Origin of the sequence: Larkinella fluvii, from assembly GCF_051857545.1 — a bacterium.
Taxonomy (GTDB): domain Bacteria; phylum Bacteroidota; class Bacteroidia; order Cytophagales; family Spirosomataceae; genus Larkinella.
Genome location: NZ_JBPZHB010000016.1, coordinates 80,526 through 96,895 on the forward strand (window position 1 = coordinate 80,526; position 16,370 = coordinate 96,895).

Here is a 16,370-nt window from a genome sequence, read left to right on the forward strand (position 1 = left end):
GCAATGCCGGGTTAGCAAACAGGCAGGGTAAGTCTAAAAATCAAGGGAAAGACATTGATTCACAGCGGACTGTTGCATGAATCAACAGAGAAACGGAAAAAATATACTTTGTTATATGTTCCTTATCAAATTAATTCATTGACCCGCACCAGCCGGTATTTTTTATGCTGTAAATACTCAAGAAGTTCTTCCAGGTGCGCATACAGTTTATCGGTTCGGGCGGGGTGTGTCCCAACATGAAGCAAGAGAATAAAACCGTTCAAGCCGGCCGGATGCCGCTGCTCATACGTATAGATGGATTCTAAAATGGCCCGGCTGCTGCGGTAATTTTTTAGATCGGGTGTCGTATAATCAGCGTGGCTGAGGGTGCCGGGCGTATACGAGATGAGTTGAAAACCCGCCGTTTTAGTCCAGGCGGCAATCGTGTCGTTATACCATTCGTATGGCGGCAGAAAATACCGGGCGTCTTTTTTCAAGATACCGTAGAGTTGCATGGCTGCGTAATTCCGCTCCAGATCGCTGCGAAACTGCGTTAGGTTTACCAGCAGACTGTCGCGCTTCCGCCAGTCGCAGTACAACAAATGGGCGTCGGAATGAGCACCGAGGTAATGGCCGTCTTTTTTCAGGCTGCGAATCAGGGGTTGAAAAACCGGATTGCGATAAAAGCGGCCTGTCAGGAAAAATGATGCAACAACCCGGTGGTGAGCTAACGTTTGCCGGATTTGTTCCCCGCCATCGGCGTATTCGTCCCCCGTAAAGACGATCGCCAGCCGCCGGGCGGTTGTGTCGCCCCGAATGATGGCGCCCTGATGCCGCGAAATATATTTTTCGGGGTTTGTGTCGTTGCGTGCAACGTCGGCGACCCGGGCTGCATCTTTTACCCAATTATCGATCCCAGGAGCGATAGCCCAATACAGTAAACACAACCAAACGATCAGCATAGCGGGACACCATTACTTCCAAAAACACCGTATCATGAATTTGATGAACTCTTGGGCTACCCGGACCCCTATGGCCACTCCATTGACCAATTACACCGTTGAAATGGAACACACCGGTTTATCCGGGTGGATCAGCTACCGTGAATCCATGCTGACGTTGCGGTTTTCGTACGAACGCATGCTGACCTCCATCTACGTTTTCGTACCGGGCAACGAACAATGGCCGGCCTATTGCCGGAGCGCGGGCGCCAAAGTTGCCACCCCACGCCGAACCGAAATCATTCAGCGCATTGCCACCGAACTGCGCAACCAGCAGGCCCCGTCGATGGTGCAAATTAATGATTTTGGAATAGAAGTGGTGTTTTGAAAGATCGAAACGAAAAATACCGATCTTGGGTCTTTGCTTAAAGAAACAGCTCCCCAGCTACTGAATGTCGAGCTGGGGAGTGAGTAGTACGTGCACACCCAAAGATTAATACACTTGTCGCTTTATTCCGTTTGAAGTGCCTTTGGTAACACGAAGCGAAAAATATCCTGAAATCGGCCTTTGATTCATTGCCTGCTTTGCCTTCTTCTACACCAGTTACCTCGAATTTTAATGCCCGAGCGCCATGTTGTCCGAAGCATTCCGGATGGCGGTTTTGTTGGCAATCGCTTCCGATCTGCTAAAAAAGTTGGGCGTGATTCGAATCCGATAAAAAGAAACAAAAACCGCTTACCGTCTCCGTTTCTTCTTTTTCCCCGACGAACGTTTGGCCGGGGCCTTTTTTCGTCCGGAGGACTTTTTGCGAACCGTCTTTTTGCGGGATGAGGTCTTCTTTTTAACCACCTTCGCTTTTGCCGGAGCAGCAACCGTGGCTGCCGCTGTTGTTTCGCCTTGTTTGGCAGCCAGCAGGTAAATCAGCGAAGCCGTGCCGTCCATCGTCGGTTCATTCGTGCTATAGTCGCCGTAATCGTCGTGATAAACCACCAGATCGCTCTGAAACTCCGCGTATTCATCCGGTTCTTTCAATTCGATCCCGATCAGATTTTTGTAAATCCGGCCATACACCGGCCCGTCGACCAGACCGCCATCGATGGGGTAGTTTTTGAGGTGGGTGAAAGCCGAGTGTGGATCGGCGGGGGTATCGGCGCCGGCCGGTAAACCGTACACAAAACTGGTTCCCCACGGATTGCAGCCAAACAGCCAGTCGAAACAGGCCTGCTCAAGTTGCAGATAGCGGGTATCGCCGGTTAGTTTGCGGTACCAGTAACACTGAATGGCAAAAGACGTCGTCAGGTTGTTGCTGCACCAGATGAACGGAACGCCCCGGTAAAACGCGTTGCTCTGTGCCTTCTGCCAGACTTTTTCAATCCCATCCCGGTAAAAACCGACCATGTGTTGCCGACGGGTATCGACAACCCGCTTGGCAACCTCGAAATGGCCGATGTTAATGAACGGATACCACTGGTAATGCCGGGCCGTATCGGCTCCCAGCCAGGGCGTTACCGGTTCGATCAAGCCGTAGGCGTAGGCACTGTTGAGGTAGTCGGCGGCTTTATAGCCCTGAACCCGGGCAGCATTGTACATCTCGACAGCCGCCAGTTCCATGTCATCGACGTAATTGTCTTCTTCGTAAAAATAGGGTGCCCGACCCGGCGCGGTCTGGCAAACCCCCGGTTTTTGCAGGCCCAGCATGTAAGCACTTTGCGCCCGTTCCCACAATTTGTCGGCATAATCCAGATCCCGTTTGCGCAATACCTGGTAACCCAATGCAAACGCGCTGCTGAATTTGCCGGCCGTAGAGGCAACGCCCGTTGCGCGGTTTTTGTGTTTAAAAAGTCCCTGTGGTTTTCCGGTCGCAAAATACACGGGCCGCTCATAGCCCTTTCCATACGCCGAGTCCAGTTTGGGAATGCGCAACCCGGAATGATCCCGGTCGTCGGCCAGTTGGTTGAACATCCAGTCGTCTTTGGGGTGCATTTTCAACAGCCAGTCGAGGCCCCAGCGCGCTTCGTCCAGCACATCGGCCTGGTTGTTCGTTCCTTCCAGCCCGTTGGCCAGGTGCTGATCACCGAAAACTTTCGGAAAATCGCGGAAAGCGGCCAGCAGGTGGTAGGTGGCGTTGGCGGAGGTCGGAACGTATTGCAGATAGTCCGAAGCATCGTGCCAGCCGCCCGACACATCGATGTGGGTGCTGTCGGGCATGGGGCCATACATCGTGTAACCGTCGTGGGTATGGCACGAATCTTTCAGGAAAGGATTGTAACCGCTGCGTTGCTGGCGCATGTAGCGCAGGCAAAAATCAGCCGCCCCGTTGTATACGTCGTCAGCAATCCGAAATTCCGGCGATTGGATCGTTCCGGTTTTGAGGTAGTAGGTACCCGGTTTGTGAACGTTGGAAAAATCCAGGCGGTGGGTTTGAACGAAAGGGCCATACGCACCGAAGTCTTTCCCAACCGGTTTTTCATAAACGACTTTTCCGGTTTGAGCGTCAATGACCTGAAAAGGCTGTGTGACGGCTTCCTCCGTTTTCCCGACCCAGATGGCTACTTTCGTACTGGCGGGCCGGTAGCCGAGGGAATTGATTCGGATCCAGGCCTGTTCGTCAACGGTGGATTTGAAAGCAAAAAGCCAAGCAATAAAACCAATCAGCAAAAATAATTTCCTCATCGATAGGCAAGTTACAACTTTTACCGGTTGCAGAGGAAACTCCGGTTAAATGAAATAAACCCATTCCCGACTTTGGCTAAAAGTCGTCAGGAATGGGTTTATGGATGGATATAGTATAAAGATAAACTACCAATACGATTTAGTAGCGCCGTTCGAGCATTTCGAGAATACGCAGCCACGGCATGCCACTGCGTATAAATTGATCCAGCGGGATCTCCGAAAGGAGATTAAACCGCTTTTCCAGACTCTCCTCAATAGGTTGATCTTTTTTAGATGAATGCTGACGATATAATTCATCGCCCATCATGCTGGATAAGAGGTAATAGCGATTGTATTGCATACGATTACTTAATCTTTTCGGTGACACAAAGGTAGACTACAAAACGCCTTTCTCCAACCCGTTAAAACAGTTTATTCGAATCAACCTGCTTCTAATCAGGGGAAAACGAATGGTTTAACCGACTTGGAATGAACTCGTCCCACCGGATAAAATGGTGGGATATACTTAATAGACGCAACTTAGTCTCAAAAGTCACTTTTCGATTTTTTTTTGTTAGTATGTGGTTAGGATTCCGCCCCCCGAATAGCTCCGCAAACTGCCGTCATACATCGCGTCGGCAGAGACCGGCCCCAGCGCAAACCGACCTTTGGACACTACCCGGACGAGGTAATAAAAGGTTTTAACGGTTGTTCCGGCGGAGGTGAAAAAATGAATCCGGTCGTCGCGTACATCGAAGTGTTCCGGCGTCGAAGCCCCTTTGATCCAGGGCATTTCACGCGGTTCGGTCAGGCGCGGATTTTCGATCTCAAAACCAGCGGGCAGCATATCCGTCACCACCACGTTGTTAACCGCAATTCCGTTGTCGCTCGCCAGTGAAATCCGGACCACCACCAGATCATTCTGCTTAAACGACGACATCGGCGCACCGTCGCGGTCCAGAAATTCCCGCCGAACCCGCAAACCGGCATCTTCTTCGGTGTAGTTTCCCGTCGCACTTAGCCCTTCCGTTTGGGCGAACCAGTATAGGCTGCCGCTGCCCTGCGTCGTCAGATTCAATTTCCGGTTGGCAATTCCGGTCATCAGATTCAGGTTTTTGCCGGTAAACTGTCCAACGGTTTTCCCCTCCGCCGACAGCGTGGCGGTGGCCGTCGAAGTAGCGGCTTTTTTGGCAATCTTGCCCAGTGCCAAAACCGCAAAAACCGACTCCTGCGTGTTCAGATAAGAGCTGGTATTCAAGGCCTGCGACAATTGCCGGGCCAGGGTCGGAATCTGCAAATTGTCCGGATCGGTTTCCAGCAAGGTGTTCAGCACCAGCGCCAGATTCCGGATCGGCGAAGCATAGCTGCCGCCCGATTGCCGCTGGTTGGTCGTATTGTTGAATTTTTTGGGTAATAAGGCACTATAACTGCGTGTATCGCCGGTGAGGTAGAACGCAGCCGCCAGCAAATACCGGCTGTCCGACGTCAGTGAATTTTCGTTTGGCCGTAGAGCTGCGGTTTTGTAATAATTCATCGCCGGACGATTGGGTTGCCCGCCCAACGCCAGGGCGTATAATCCGTACAGATTCTGCCGACTCACCACTTTACGAACCGTGTTGCCGGTTTCATCACGAACAATTTCATCCTCCAGCGCGGGGCTGCTCGTGCGAACATTCAGCCGGTCCAGTGCTTTGCTATACACCGACGGACTCACTTCAAAACCGGCGCGTCGGGCTTCGGTCAGGAAATGAACCGCGTAAGCCGACGCCCAGCCGTCTTCCGTTGGCAAACCGGGCCACATACTAAAACCGCCGTCGGCCAGTTGCATCGATTCCACGCGCCGGATGGCTTCCTGAACCGTGTAGTTCGGATTCAGATCGCTGTCGCCCGAACGCACAAAATACGTCCCCGGTTTTCCCATCGTTTTGAGCACTTCGGCAAAATACAACTGCGGAAATGCTTTAGAAATCGTCTGCTCCATGCACCCGTACGGATAACCGAGCAGATACGACAACTCCTTGCTCAATTGAATCATCGGCGACCGGCTGACGGTCAACTGACTCCGCACCGTACCGGGAATGTATGAATTGGTCAGATCGATGGTTTGGGATTGATTGGCGGCCACGACACCTGATTGGGCGGTTTTCAGCAAAGACGTCACCGGCCGGACGGTGAGGTCGAGACTTTCGCTGAATGTTTCGTTCAGACCTTTCACCAAAACCGTCATGTGGCCCGTGCCAATGGCGGTTTTCGCTTTCACGGCAAAGGTCGCGCGGACTTCCTGTCCCGGCCCGATGGTGAGTTGCTGCGTAGTTGCACCGTTGGCCAGTAAAGCACCGCTCAGTTTCAGCGAAGCCGTCACAGTAGCCGGTTTTTTGGTGGTATTGCTGATCGTAACGGGCAGACTCAGTTCGTCGTCCGGACTCAAAAACCGGGATGCTCCGGTGCTGATCACGAGCGGATCGGCCACTTTCATGTTTTTCATCGCCGAACCGAACGCCTTGTCTTTATACGCAACGGCCATGACCCGCAAATCGCCCGAAAACTGCGGAATCGCCACGTCGAAACTGGCTTCTCCGCTGCCGTTGGCTTTCAAAACACCACTCCACAAGGCCACCAGTTTAACGCGTCCGTTGCTCAACGGATTGATGCGTTTGCCCAGATTATAGCCGTCACCACCAAACGACGAACGGCCGGAAAGGGCTAATTCCGGAAACAGGAAGGCATACAAATCGTGGCTGTTAACTTCCAAAGCTCGTTTCTGGTAAAAATAACCGTGGATGTCGGGCGTCTGGAAATTTTTCAATTGCAGAATGCCTTCATCGACCACGGCCACGGTCAGTTCGGCATTCGGGCTGGTTTTAACCGAAATATGCTGCTTCGTTTTGGAACGGGATTGGGTCACCGCCGTAATTTCTACCGGCAATTTTGTTTCCGGGTCTTCTACCGAAATCGGGGCAAAACCGTGGGCAACCATCAGCGGCAGGTTCGATCCATCGACGGGCCGAATGAGCGTAGCCGTCACGTACACCGTTGGCAGGTGTTCATTGGACAAACTAAAGGTCAGTTCGGCGGATTTCTGGTCGGTTTCCAGCACATGCGTTTCCAGGACTTTATTGCGCTCCAGCGTCACCAGCAGTTTTCCGGCAAACGGCGTTTTGAACAGCACTTTCGCTTTGTCGCCCACCTGATACTTTTCCTTGTCGAACTCCATCAACACCTGCCCTTCGGTGCTGACTTCGAACGATGAACTTTGCGTGGTGCCAAAACCGTAAGCATAATACGAAACCGCTGTGTAAGCCGCAGCCACGTCGCCGGATTTGCCCGTCCGTCGGATGCGCACCTCGTATTCGCCCGAAACCGTCGGCACATAACTGAATTTCGCCCGGCCGTCGCCGAACGTCAGGTTATTGGTATAAACGACCTTCTCGCGTTTTTTTGAGACATACCGCAACTGGTCGTACTGTTTTTCAACGACCGTCTGGTAATCAAACCGCACCACCTCGGCCTGCGCCGTAGCACCTTTTTGCAGATTACCGTTTCGGTCAACAGCCACCACATCGACGGGCAGCGGAACGTTGGTGCCGACGTACGAATCCGCCAGCCGAATGCCGTAAAACGTTTCCTGCGTGAATACATCGAGTTGTTTCAAACGATTGACCGGGCGGCTGTTTTCGTCAAAAACCGTGACGAACAGTTTGCCTTCCAACACGCCGATGTCGCGGTAACTGGTCGAAATCGGAAACCGTTCAACGGCCTGACCGCTGGCGTTGGTCACGCCCTGGCGCAGATTTTTTTCAAACGAGGTGTTGCTCTCGATGGCAAAGGTGTAGTCTGGAAACTGTTTGGCCGTAAACGCCCGCTGCTTCAGTTGCAGGTCCATTTCGTAGGTTCGCCCGGTGGCTGGCGGGCCAAACAGGTTCGTAGCCGTAGCGGTCATTGTGACGGTTTCGCCGGTTTTGTAGGCGTCGCGTTCGGTGCGGGCTTCCACCCGGATGCGGTCGGGAATAAATTCCTCGATGCTGATGTTCCGCGATGCCAGCAATACGTCGTTGGCGTTATAAATCTCGGTGACATACGTTCCCGTGATGGCCGCCGGATCGATGGGTACATCAGTGGCCACGGCGCCCTGCTCGTTGGTCGATTGGCGGAGCACCCGGTATTCTTTGCCGTTGGGCGACAGGACTTTAATCTTCAGCGGAATCTCGCCGACGCTTTCCCAAACCGGGTTTCGAATGATGGTGTTGAAGTGAATCGTTTCGCCGGGGCGGTAAATATTGCGGTCGCCATACACAAACGCGTCAAACCCGGTCGGGTTGTCGCGTTTGCCTTCCACCTCAAACCGCGACGTCTCGACTTTTGCGTCCTGCAACAACAGGTAATTGAAATCGTCTTCGGTTTTGGACAGCACCATCGCCAGTTTGGAACCGGGATTTTTCTCCGCTATTTTTTCGAAATGGGCGACGCCTTTGCCGTTGGTTTGCACCGTGGCAATAACCTGGTTGTTGCTGCTGATCAGCGTGATATCGACGTTCGCCAGCGGCTCGGCGGTTTTGATGGAGTTGGCAAACACCCAGACTTCGTCGTTGCCCTGTTTGGTGATCAGACCAATGTCCGACACCGAAATCAGTTTGGTCGCGCTGATGAACGCATCGTCTTTCGAACTAACCGTAACGAGGTAAATTCCCCGGGGCGGATTCGGACTGGAAGCGGTTTGGTCGGGGAGGGACAGGTTTAAGGCCGAAACGCCTTTGGCTTTGGGTAAATTGGTTGTTTCGACGGTTTTCTGAACGATGATATCGCTGTAATTCTGTTGTTCATCGTCGTAATAATAGTGCGTTCCCAGCGGTTTCCATTCGCCGTCGATTTCGCCACTTTCTTCGTAGCGACCCGAGCGCAGGTAATGCAGAATGTTATTTTCGTACACCTTCGCAATCTTCACGTCCACCTTCGGCACGTTGACGATGTTGACGCCCACGTTCTTTGCGCCTTTCGACGAAAGATAAACCGCCCGTTTGTTGACGAACGAAATACCGGCGGGCATTTTTCCAAAAAACACGTCTTTCGAAACCGCTTCTTCCAGTTTTGCACCCAAAACGCCCTTTAGCTGATCGGTGAGCGTCAGAACGTACGTCTCGGTTTCGTTGAAATTGCCGCGAATGACAAAACCGTTCTCAGTGAGTTCGGCACGGCTTTCGGCTTCCGGTGTCAGGGTATAATAACTGCTCAACTGGCTGGCCTGCAATTCCTGCGTCGTGATGATCCGGATAACGCCTTCGTTGTTTTCAAAGCCGGTTTTTACATCCACCACCTCCAGGCTGTATTGCGAGGGGAGCGCGGTCGTTTGTTCAAACGCTTCTTTGGTGCTGAAAGCGGTATTCGGCACTTTCAGGCCTTGCCCGATCTGAATTTTCAACGGGGTTTCGCTGCGGGAAGCGGGGGCGTTGGCGAGCGTAACCGGGATGGTTTCGTTCAGCGACGTTTGCAGAACCTGCGTCGTCAGCGGTTTTTCCGCTTCGGCTTCAATTTTCAGTAAACCGGCCAGTTCGGCTCCGCTCACTGGGTAGTTGAAATTCAGTTTCGCTTTGGCAATCGGTCGACCGTTCTCGCCCCGCGTCCACCAGAATTCGGTGTCGGCGAGCTGGAGATACGCCGTGTGGAAAGCAATGGTTTCATTATCAAGAGAGAGTTGCGCGTCTTTCTGCTGACGAACCAGCGCATTGTTCAGTTCGGCTTTGTATTCTGTGGCTGGTTTGAAAGCAACCGCTGGCGAAAACACCAGTTCGTTGGGGGCAGTCCACTTGAAATTGCCCGCAACCGCCGGTTCAAAAACCACGTACTGCGTCGAATCCCATTCGTTGAGTCGGCCTTCCGGCACGAGGTCTTTGCTGAACGTAAAGACCAGATTCTGGTTCCGACCCACTTCCTCTTCAAAGTTTTGATTGATCAGCCGGACGGAATTACTGAGGTGGGAACAGGTGCTTAAAAAAAACAGGACACTAAGGGCCGTTAACGAACGCAGGTACGTCTTCATGGTTTGGAATTGTTACGGAGAAGAACGGCGAAAGGTCTTAAAAATAGTTGGCATTTTGCAATACGAATGAATAAATGGCGGTTTCAGGCTGGTAATCACCGCTATATCACAGATGGCAGGAAGGGAAACCCGGATCGGTTCTACGGAATGAGGGGCCACACAATCGATCCGTCCAGTCCGCAAAAACATAAAGCACGCACAAGCCGTTTTGCCGACTCACCCTTATCTCAACGGAGTCATGCAAGATCCCCGACACGACGAAGACGGCCATATCCAGAATCTCGCCGGAGCAGAAGCCCTCGAAAAATTAAAAGACCTCGCCGAAGGCATGTGTATGTTTACGACCTTCACCGACAGCCGCCCGGCCCCCAGCCGCCCGATGGCATTGCAGGGCGTAGACGACGATGGCGCACTCTATTTCCTCAGTGCGGCTTCATCAAATAAAAACAAGGAACTGGCCACCGACCCGGCAGTGCAGCTTTTCTTCTGCAAAGAAGGCCCCTCCGAATACCTCAGTTTGTATGGCACGGCTACCATTTCGCAAGACCGCCAAAAAATTGAAGAATACTGGACACCTTTCGCGAAAATCTGGTTTCAGGGCGGCAAGGACGATCCGGATCTGACGGTGATTCGTGTGCAGCCCGAAAGTTGCCGCTACTGGGATACGAAGAACAACCGCGCGGTGTCGTTCATCAAGATGGCGGCTTCGCTGGTGACCGGCAAAACGATGGATGACGGCGTGGAAGGTGAACTGAAGGTCTGATTCATTTGCCAAAAGCAAATCAACAATAAAGCCGACCGCGAATCCGCAGTCGGCTTATACAGTTTTGGTTTTTAGTTGTGAAGTTAATCAGTCGGTCTACCGGTTTACGTAAACCGGTAGACCTGAGTTTCTTAGAAAATATATTTATTCTCCGCAATCATCGCATCGGCAATGCGACGGCGGGTGTCTTTCAGGTTCAGCGGTTCAATTTTGGTAAAGCGTTTCAGGCCCATCAGCATCACGCGGAGTTCGTCGCCCTCGGCAAACGACGAGATGGCGGCCCGACCGGCGTTGTTGATTTTCTCGACGGCTTCGTGCAAGTAGACCAGTGCGAGGTCTTTCTGCAACGCGACCGAGGATTCGCCCTTGATGCCCGTCAGTTTTTCAACCCGCAGCAAAACCGACTCGGCCACGTACAGTTCAATGACCATATCGGCAAGATTCATCAGTATTTCCTGCTCATCCGACAGTTTCATCATCAGTTTCTGAACAGCCGCACCCGCTACCATCAGAATGGCTTTTTTTAGGTTCCGCAGCACTTTTTTCTCGGCAGCAAACAGCACTTCCTCTTCGTCGGCACTGAAATCCGGGATCGACATGATTTCTTTGGAAACCGCCATCGCCGGACCCATCAGATCGAGTTCGCCCTTCATGGTTCGCTTCAGGATCATGTCGACGGTCAGCATCCGGTTGATTTCGTTCGTGCCTTCAAAAATCCGGTTGATGCGGGCGTCGCGGTAAGCACGGTCCATTGGCGCGTCGGCCGAATACCCCATGCCGCCGTACACCTGAACGCCTTCATCGACCACGTAATCCAGTGCTTCGGAACCGTGAACTTTCATCATGGCGCATTCGATGGCGAACTGCTCCAGGGCTTTCAACTTGGCTTCGGAGTCCCCCAGGCCGTTGGCTTTCAAGTTTTCGATCAGGTCGTCGATGTTCTGTCCGGCGCGGTAACAGGCGGTTTCACAGGCGTAAACTTTCACCGCCATTTCGGCCAGCTTGTGCTTGATCGCGCCAAAGCTCGAAATCAGTGTGTTGAACTGCTTGCGTTCGTTGGCATACCGGATGGCGTTATTGATCACTTCTTTCGACCCGCCGACGGCGGCCACGCCTAGTTTAATCCGGCCAATGTTGAGAATATTGACGGCAATTTTGAAACCGTTGCCCCGCGTCGAAAGCAGATTTTCGACCGGCACTTTGCAATCGTTGAAGAAAATCTGGCGGGTGTCGGAGCCTTTGATGCCCATTTTATGCTCCGGCTCATTCATCGTAATGCCACCAAAATCCTTTTCGATGATGAAGGCACTCAGGTTCTTGTCCTCATCGATTTTGGCAAAAACAATGAACAGATCGGCAAAACCGCCGTTCGTAATCCACATTTTCTGACCGTCGATGATGTAGTGCTTACCATCTTCGGTCAATTTAGCTTTCGTTTTGCCAGAGTTGGCGTCCGAACCCGAATCTGGCTCAGTCAGGCAGTAAGCGGCTTTCCATTCGCCGGTCGCCAGTTTGGGCAGATATTTCGATTTTTGGTCGTCGTTGCCGTAGTATACAATCGGTAGGGTTCCGATACCGGTGTGGGCCGACAGCGCCACGGAGAACGAATGCCCGGCACCGGTTACTTCCGTTACCAGCATCGACGTATTGAAATTCATGCCAAAACCGCCGTATTCTTCCGGAACCGACGTACCGAGCAGACCCAGTTCACCGGCTTTGTCCATCAATGAAGCAATCAGGTCCGGCGATTTGGCCTGGTCGATTTCGTCCAGACGAGTCCAGATTTCGCGCTCCAGAAACTCGCGGCAAGTCGCGGCAATCATTTGTTGCTCTTCCGAAAATTCCTCCGGAATGAACACCTGGGCGGCATCGGTTTCTTTGATCAGAAACTCTCCGCCTTTCAGCGATGCTTTATGGTCCGTTGCAATCATGATGTAGGTCGAATAGGGGTTTATAGGTTGGTATGCAGGCATACCGTTGCCGTGCAAAAGTAAAAAAAGTAGAAATAGTATGCAAGCATACGGGTTTAATTTGATAACGGTTTTTAGCGGGAGAATGTGCCTTCCGTCTGTTAATGAAATAGGTCATTTGGTAGCCATAAAGTATAAATTAATGCCATTTTTGCTTGTACATGTATGATTTAACTGTATATTTCGTCTATTATTGGGTACGACTATTGCGTAGGTATGATCCAGGAAAATACATTCAGACCAGCGTTGTTGCGGAACGGCCTGAATCCGTCGTTCATCAGACGACTGTTTGGATTGAGTTTAGGTCTTCTGCTTCAGGGTGGAGCCGTTCATGCTCAGGGTGTTCCCCGGATTGATAACCGGCTGGAATTTGCCGGGGTAACGATTCTGTTGACCCCGGCCACGCAGCATTCCGTTCAACAGGAAGCAGAATTATTGTATGTCAATCGGGCATTGGTGACGGCCCGATTGGAGCGAATGAATGCGTACTTTCCGATTATCCGGCCTCTTCTGGCTCAACATTCCCTATCCGACGATTTTTTATTTCTGGCCCTTCATCATTCGATATCGGCTTCTGATGAAGCATCCTCCGGTTTTTGGGCTTTGGACAAGACGACCCTGCACGATCTGCGAACTGATGTTTTTGTGGATGAACGGCGGCATCCCATCCGGTCGACGCGGGCCGTTTTGACCCGGTTAAAACAACTGTATAATCGAAAGCCGAACTGGGTGTCGGTCATCCACCGGTACGATCAACTGTTGCGCGGAGACTCGACCCAGCTTTTAACACAGGAACCCGTAGATGGAAAAACTTACGCCCTCAATGACCCGCAGGATGTGTTTCTGATCCGGCTGCTGGCGTCTAAAATGGTTTTGGAACGCGCCTTGTCGGTTTATCATCCGCAGAAACAAACGGTTTTGTTTCCGTATGAAGAGACCCGGGGGAGAAGCCTTTCGCAAATTGCGGAAACGTGTCGGGTTAGTGAAGCCCTGGTCAGTCAATACAATACCTGGCTAAAAGCACCCCGCATACCGGAAAATGAGGATTATACAGTTTATGTCCCGACAACGCCGGAACAGTATGCCGGGTTGAAACAGCAAACTGGTTCGTCGGGCGAGCGTCAGGCGGCTCTCCAGGATGCTGGTTTTCCGGTATTACAAAAAAGTACGGCGGAACCCGGTAAACGGGGTGGGATATTCTACCAGATCAACGGAAAAAAAGGAATTCAGGCGCAGTTATTCGACAACCGGATTACGCTGGCTTATGAGGGCAAAATAAAGGTGGAAAAGTTTCAGCGGTATAACGACCTGCGGAGCGACCAGCCGATTGTTGCGGGTGAAATTTATTACCTGCGAAAAAAAAGGAAACGGGCCAACGTGCCGTTTCACATTGTCAGACGCGGGCAGTCGCTGTGGGCCATTGCCCAGCAATACGGGATTAAACTTCACAAACTGATTGCGTACAATGGGATCAATCCCGAGCAGCAACCCGCGGTGAACCGGATTTTATGGTTGCAGAAAAAGCGACCTTCCAACCTGCCGGTGGAATATTACCGGGCACCCGCCGAACCGCCTTTGACACCTAAAACCGAACCCGTCCTGGCCGTTACCAAACCGGACTCCGCCGATCAGAAACCCGTCGTTTTGAAACCGGAGCCGACTGAGCAGCCCGAGCGGCTGGCGGTTGCCGAAAAGCCCCTGACCACCGTTCCGAGCCGAAGCACCCTGTCGACGCTGGACAGTATGATTGCGGCATTGAACGAACCGGAAGCCCCGCAGTTCCGTTCTAGTGCCGCCAAAACCATTCAGCCCGTTCGCGTAACAGAGAAAGCGGTTCCGGTGAAGGAAGCCGAAGAAGAGCCGGAAGAGGTGAGTGGTCCGCTGATTATGCACGTGGCGGAAAAAAGTGATACCTATGCAACGGTAGCCCGGAAATACAACGTGACGGTTTCCCAATTGTATCTCTGGAATAATTTGTCGGCCCAAAAACCGCTCCGGCCCGGTCAGGCATTGTTGATCGATCAATCGAAGTCGCCCACGAAAACCGGTTTAGTTCCGCTGGCCGCGAAACCCACCAAACCCGCAATGGCTCGACCACCTGTGGCAAAACCGGCAGCGCTGGCCACTGTACCGGTCAATTCAACGGGTGAACTGATTCATGTGGTGAAACCCGGCGAAAATATGTACCGGATTGGGTTGCGCTACAACGTAAAACCGGAGCAGGTTCGCCAATGGAATCATTTGCCGGATTTGACGGCGGTTGTGGGGGCACGATTGGTGATCCGGAAAAAATAAAAGGGGCCGAAGCCCCTGTATTTGATGATACCCCTAAATCCCCTAAAGGGGACTTTCTGCATTTGGAGTAAGCTGTGTCCAAGTCCCCTTTAGGGGATTTAGGGGTATCGGGCGGTTGTCAAAGCCGCTCAAAAATCCCGGCGACGCCCTGACCGCCACCGACACAGGCCGAAACCATGCCGTACTTCTGGTTCTGACGCTCCATTTCATTCAATAACTGCACCGACAGCCGAGCACCCGTCGAACCCAGCGCGTGGCCGAGCGCAATGGCCCCACCGTTCGGGTTGATTTTGCTGCGATCCAGCCCAAGTTCCTGAATAACCGCCAGCGATTGGGCCGCAAAGGCTTCATTCAGTTCAATTTGATCGATATCATCCTGTTTCAACCCGGCTTTTTTCAGGGCTAACGGAATGGCGTTCACCGGCCCGATGCCCATGATGCGCGGTTCTACGCCAGCGGCTGCGTAAGACACCATCCGGGCTTTCGGTTTCAACCCCAGTTCGTTGACGAGCTTTTCAGACATCACGATGACAAACGCGGCACCGTCGGATGTTTGCGATGAATTTCCTGCCGTGACCGAGCCGCCAGCCGCAAAAACCGGTTTCAGCTTGTTCAGGGCTTCAAAACTGGTGTCGGCGCGTGGGCCTTCGTCTTTGCCAACGGTCCATTCTCGGGTTTTCTTTTTGCCCGAATCGGCATCGAAATACGTTTCTTTTACGGCAATCGGCACAATTTCACCGTCGAACTTCCCGGCTGCCTGAGCCGCCAACGCTTTCTGGTGTGATTCGAAGGCAAATTGATCCTGGTCTTCGCGGCCAATTTTAAATTGCTCGGCCACCTGCTCGGCGGTTAGTCCCATGCCGATGTAGTAGTCCGGGTGTTTCTGCGCGATTTCAAAGTTCAGGGCGGTTTTCCAACCCATCACCGGCACCAGCGACATTGACTCGGTACCACCCGCAATGATGCAGTCGGCCAGTCCGGCGTGGATTTTGGCCGACGCGATGGCAATGGCTTCTAGTCCCGATCCGCAATACCGGTTGATGGTCATGCCCGGCACGCTGTTGGGCAGCGACAGCAGGGCAATATACCGGGCAATCTGCATGCCCTGCTCGGCTTCCGGCACGGCATTGCCGACGATCAGGTCTTCGACGCGCGCAGGGTCGAAGTTCGGAATCTGTGCGAGCAGGTGTTTGATGACTTCAGCCGCCAGGTCGTCGGGGCGGGTGAGCCGCAATCCGCCCCGGGGAGCTTTCCCGACGGCGGTTCTATAGCCAGCTACGATGTATGCGTCCATTTTTTATTGAGATTAAAGAGGTTAGACATGAGACAAGAGAAACTCTTAAGTTTAGGAAGAAATTTGACTTTCAAACTTTTTGTGAAGTGAGAATATCATTTTCTGTATCTCATGTAGTTTCCGGATTATTTCTTGAACAATAGTTTCTGCCAGGAAATTTAGACGATTTGCAACGATTAGTTGTGTTTCTAATTCGTAGGATGAAGCCAGCGATATAGATAAGAAACGGGCGAATTCCTTATTACTACCCCGTCCAGATCCTTCCGCGATATTGGAAGGAATGGAAACTGCCGAGCGTTTAATTTGTGAAGACAAACCGAATTTCTCGTCATTTGGAAACAGGGTAGTTAATTGGTAAATAGCTGTCACAAAATCTACCGATAACTGCCATACTTTTAAATTTCTAAAATTGTGTGTTTCCATCTTCTAAATGTGAGATTA

General features: G+C 52.2%; 10 protein-coding genes. 3 read left to right on the top strand and 7 right to left on the bottom strand.

Going from position 1 to position 16,370, the window contains the following annotated elements; translation table 11 throughout:
* Positions 1-125: 125 nt before the first annotated feature.
* The gene (locus ACS5NO_RS30700) at positions 126-941 is read right to left on the bottom strand and encodes a polysaccharide deacetylase family protein (RefSeq protein ID WP_439418660.1); all 816 of its coding nucleotides are present in this window, start codon (positions 939-941) and stop codon (positions 126-128) included.
* Between the two features lie 70 nt (positions 942-1,011).
* Between ACS5NO_RS30700 and ACS5NO_RS30705 the strand changes: the two genes are divergently transcribed.
* The gene (locus ACS5NO_RS30705; RefSeq protein ID WP_133299874.1) at positions 1,012-1,308 is read left to right on the top strand and encodes a hypothetical protein; all 297 of its coding nucleotides are present in this window, start codon (positions 1,012-1,014) and stop codon (positions 1,306-1,308) included.
* A 348-nt stretch (positions 1,309-1,656) separates the two neighbouring features.
* Here ACS5NO_RS30705 and ACS5NO_RS30710 read toward each other — a convergent pair whose 3' ends face one another.
* The 3 genes from ACS5NO_RS30710 to ACS5NO_RS30720 form a co-directional block, all read right to left on the bottom strand.
* On the bottom strand, positions 1,657-3,594 hold the full coding sequence (locus ACS5NO_RS30710; protein WP_439418661.1) for a glycoside hydrolase family 9 protein: 1,938 nt from the start codon (positions 3,592-3,594) through the stop codon (positions 1,657-1,659).
* A 139-nt stretch (positions 3,595-3,733) separates the two neighbouring features.
* The gene (locus ACS5NO_RS30715) at positions 3,734-3,934 is read right to left on the bottom strand and encodes a hypothetical protein (protein ID WP_114407472.1); all 201 of its coding nucleotides are present in this window, start codon (positions 3,932-3,934) and stop codon (positions 3,734-3,736) included.
* Between the two features lie 213 nt (positions 3,935-4,147).
* Positions 4,148-9,607, bottom strand: coding sequence for an alpha-2-macroglobulin family protein (locus ACS5NO_RS30720; protein WP_439418662.1), 5,460 nt, complete (start codon positions 9,605-9,607; stop codon positions 4,148-4,150).
* 238 nt (positions 9,608-9,845) lie between these two features.
* Here ACS5NO_RS30720 and ACS5NO_RS30725 point away from each other — a divergent pair, with 238 nt between their 5' ends.
* Complete coding sequence (locus ACS5NO_RS30725) at positions 9,846-10,370, top strand: pyridoxamine 5'-phosphate oxidase family protein (RefSeq protein WP_439418663.1); 525 nt, start codon at positions 9,846-9,848, stop codon at positions 10,368-10,370.
* A gap of 131 nt (positions 10,371-10,501) precedes the next feature.
* Here ACS5NO_RS30725 and ACS5NO_RS30730 read toward each other — a convergent pair whose 3' ends face one another.
* Positions 10,502-12,301, bottom strand: coding sequence for an acyl-CoA dehydrogenase FadE (locus ACS5NO_RS30730; protein WP_439418664.1), 1,800 nt, complete (start codon positions 12,299-12,301; stop codon positions 10,502-10,504).
* 255 nt (positions 12,302-12,556) lie between these two features.
* Here ACS5NO_RS30730 and ACS5NO_RS30735 point away from each other — a divergent pair, with 255 nt between their 5' ends.
* Positions 12,557-14,635, top strand: coding sequence for a LysM peptidoglycan-binding domain-containing protein (locus ACS5NO_RS30735; protein ID WP_439418665.1), 2,079 nt, complete (start codon positions 12,557-12,559; stop codon positions 14,633-14,635).
* Between the two features lie 118 nt (positions 14,636-14,753).
* Here ACS5NO_RS30735 and ACS5NO_RS30740 read toward each other — a convergent pair whose 3' ends face one another.
* A complete protein-coding gene (locus ACS5NO_RS30740; RefSeq protein WP_439418666.1) occupies positions 14,754-15,929 on the bottom strand; it encodes an acetyl-CoA C-acyltransferase in 1,176 nt (391 codons plus the stop codon).
* Positions 15,930-15,980: 51 nt separating this feature from the next.
* Entirely contained in the window at positions 15,981-16,352 is a 372-nt protein-coding gene (locus tag ACS5NO_RS30745) for a four helix bundle protein (protein ID WP_114407467.1), read from the bottom strand.
* Between the last annotated feature and the right edge of the window lie 18 nt (positions 16,353-16,370).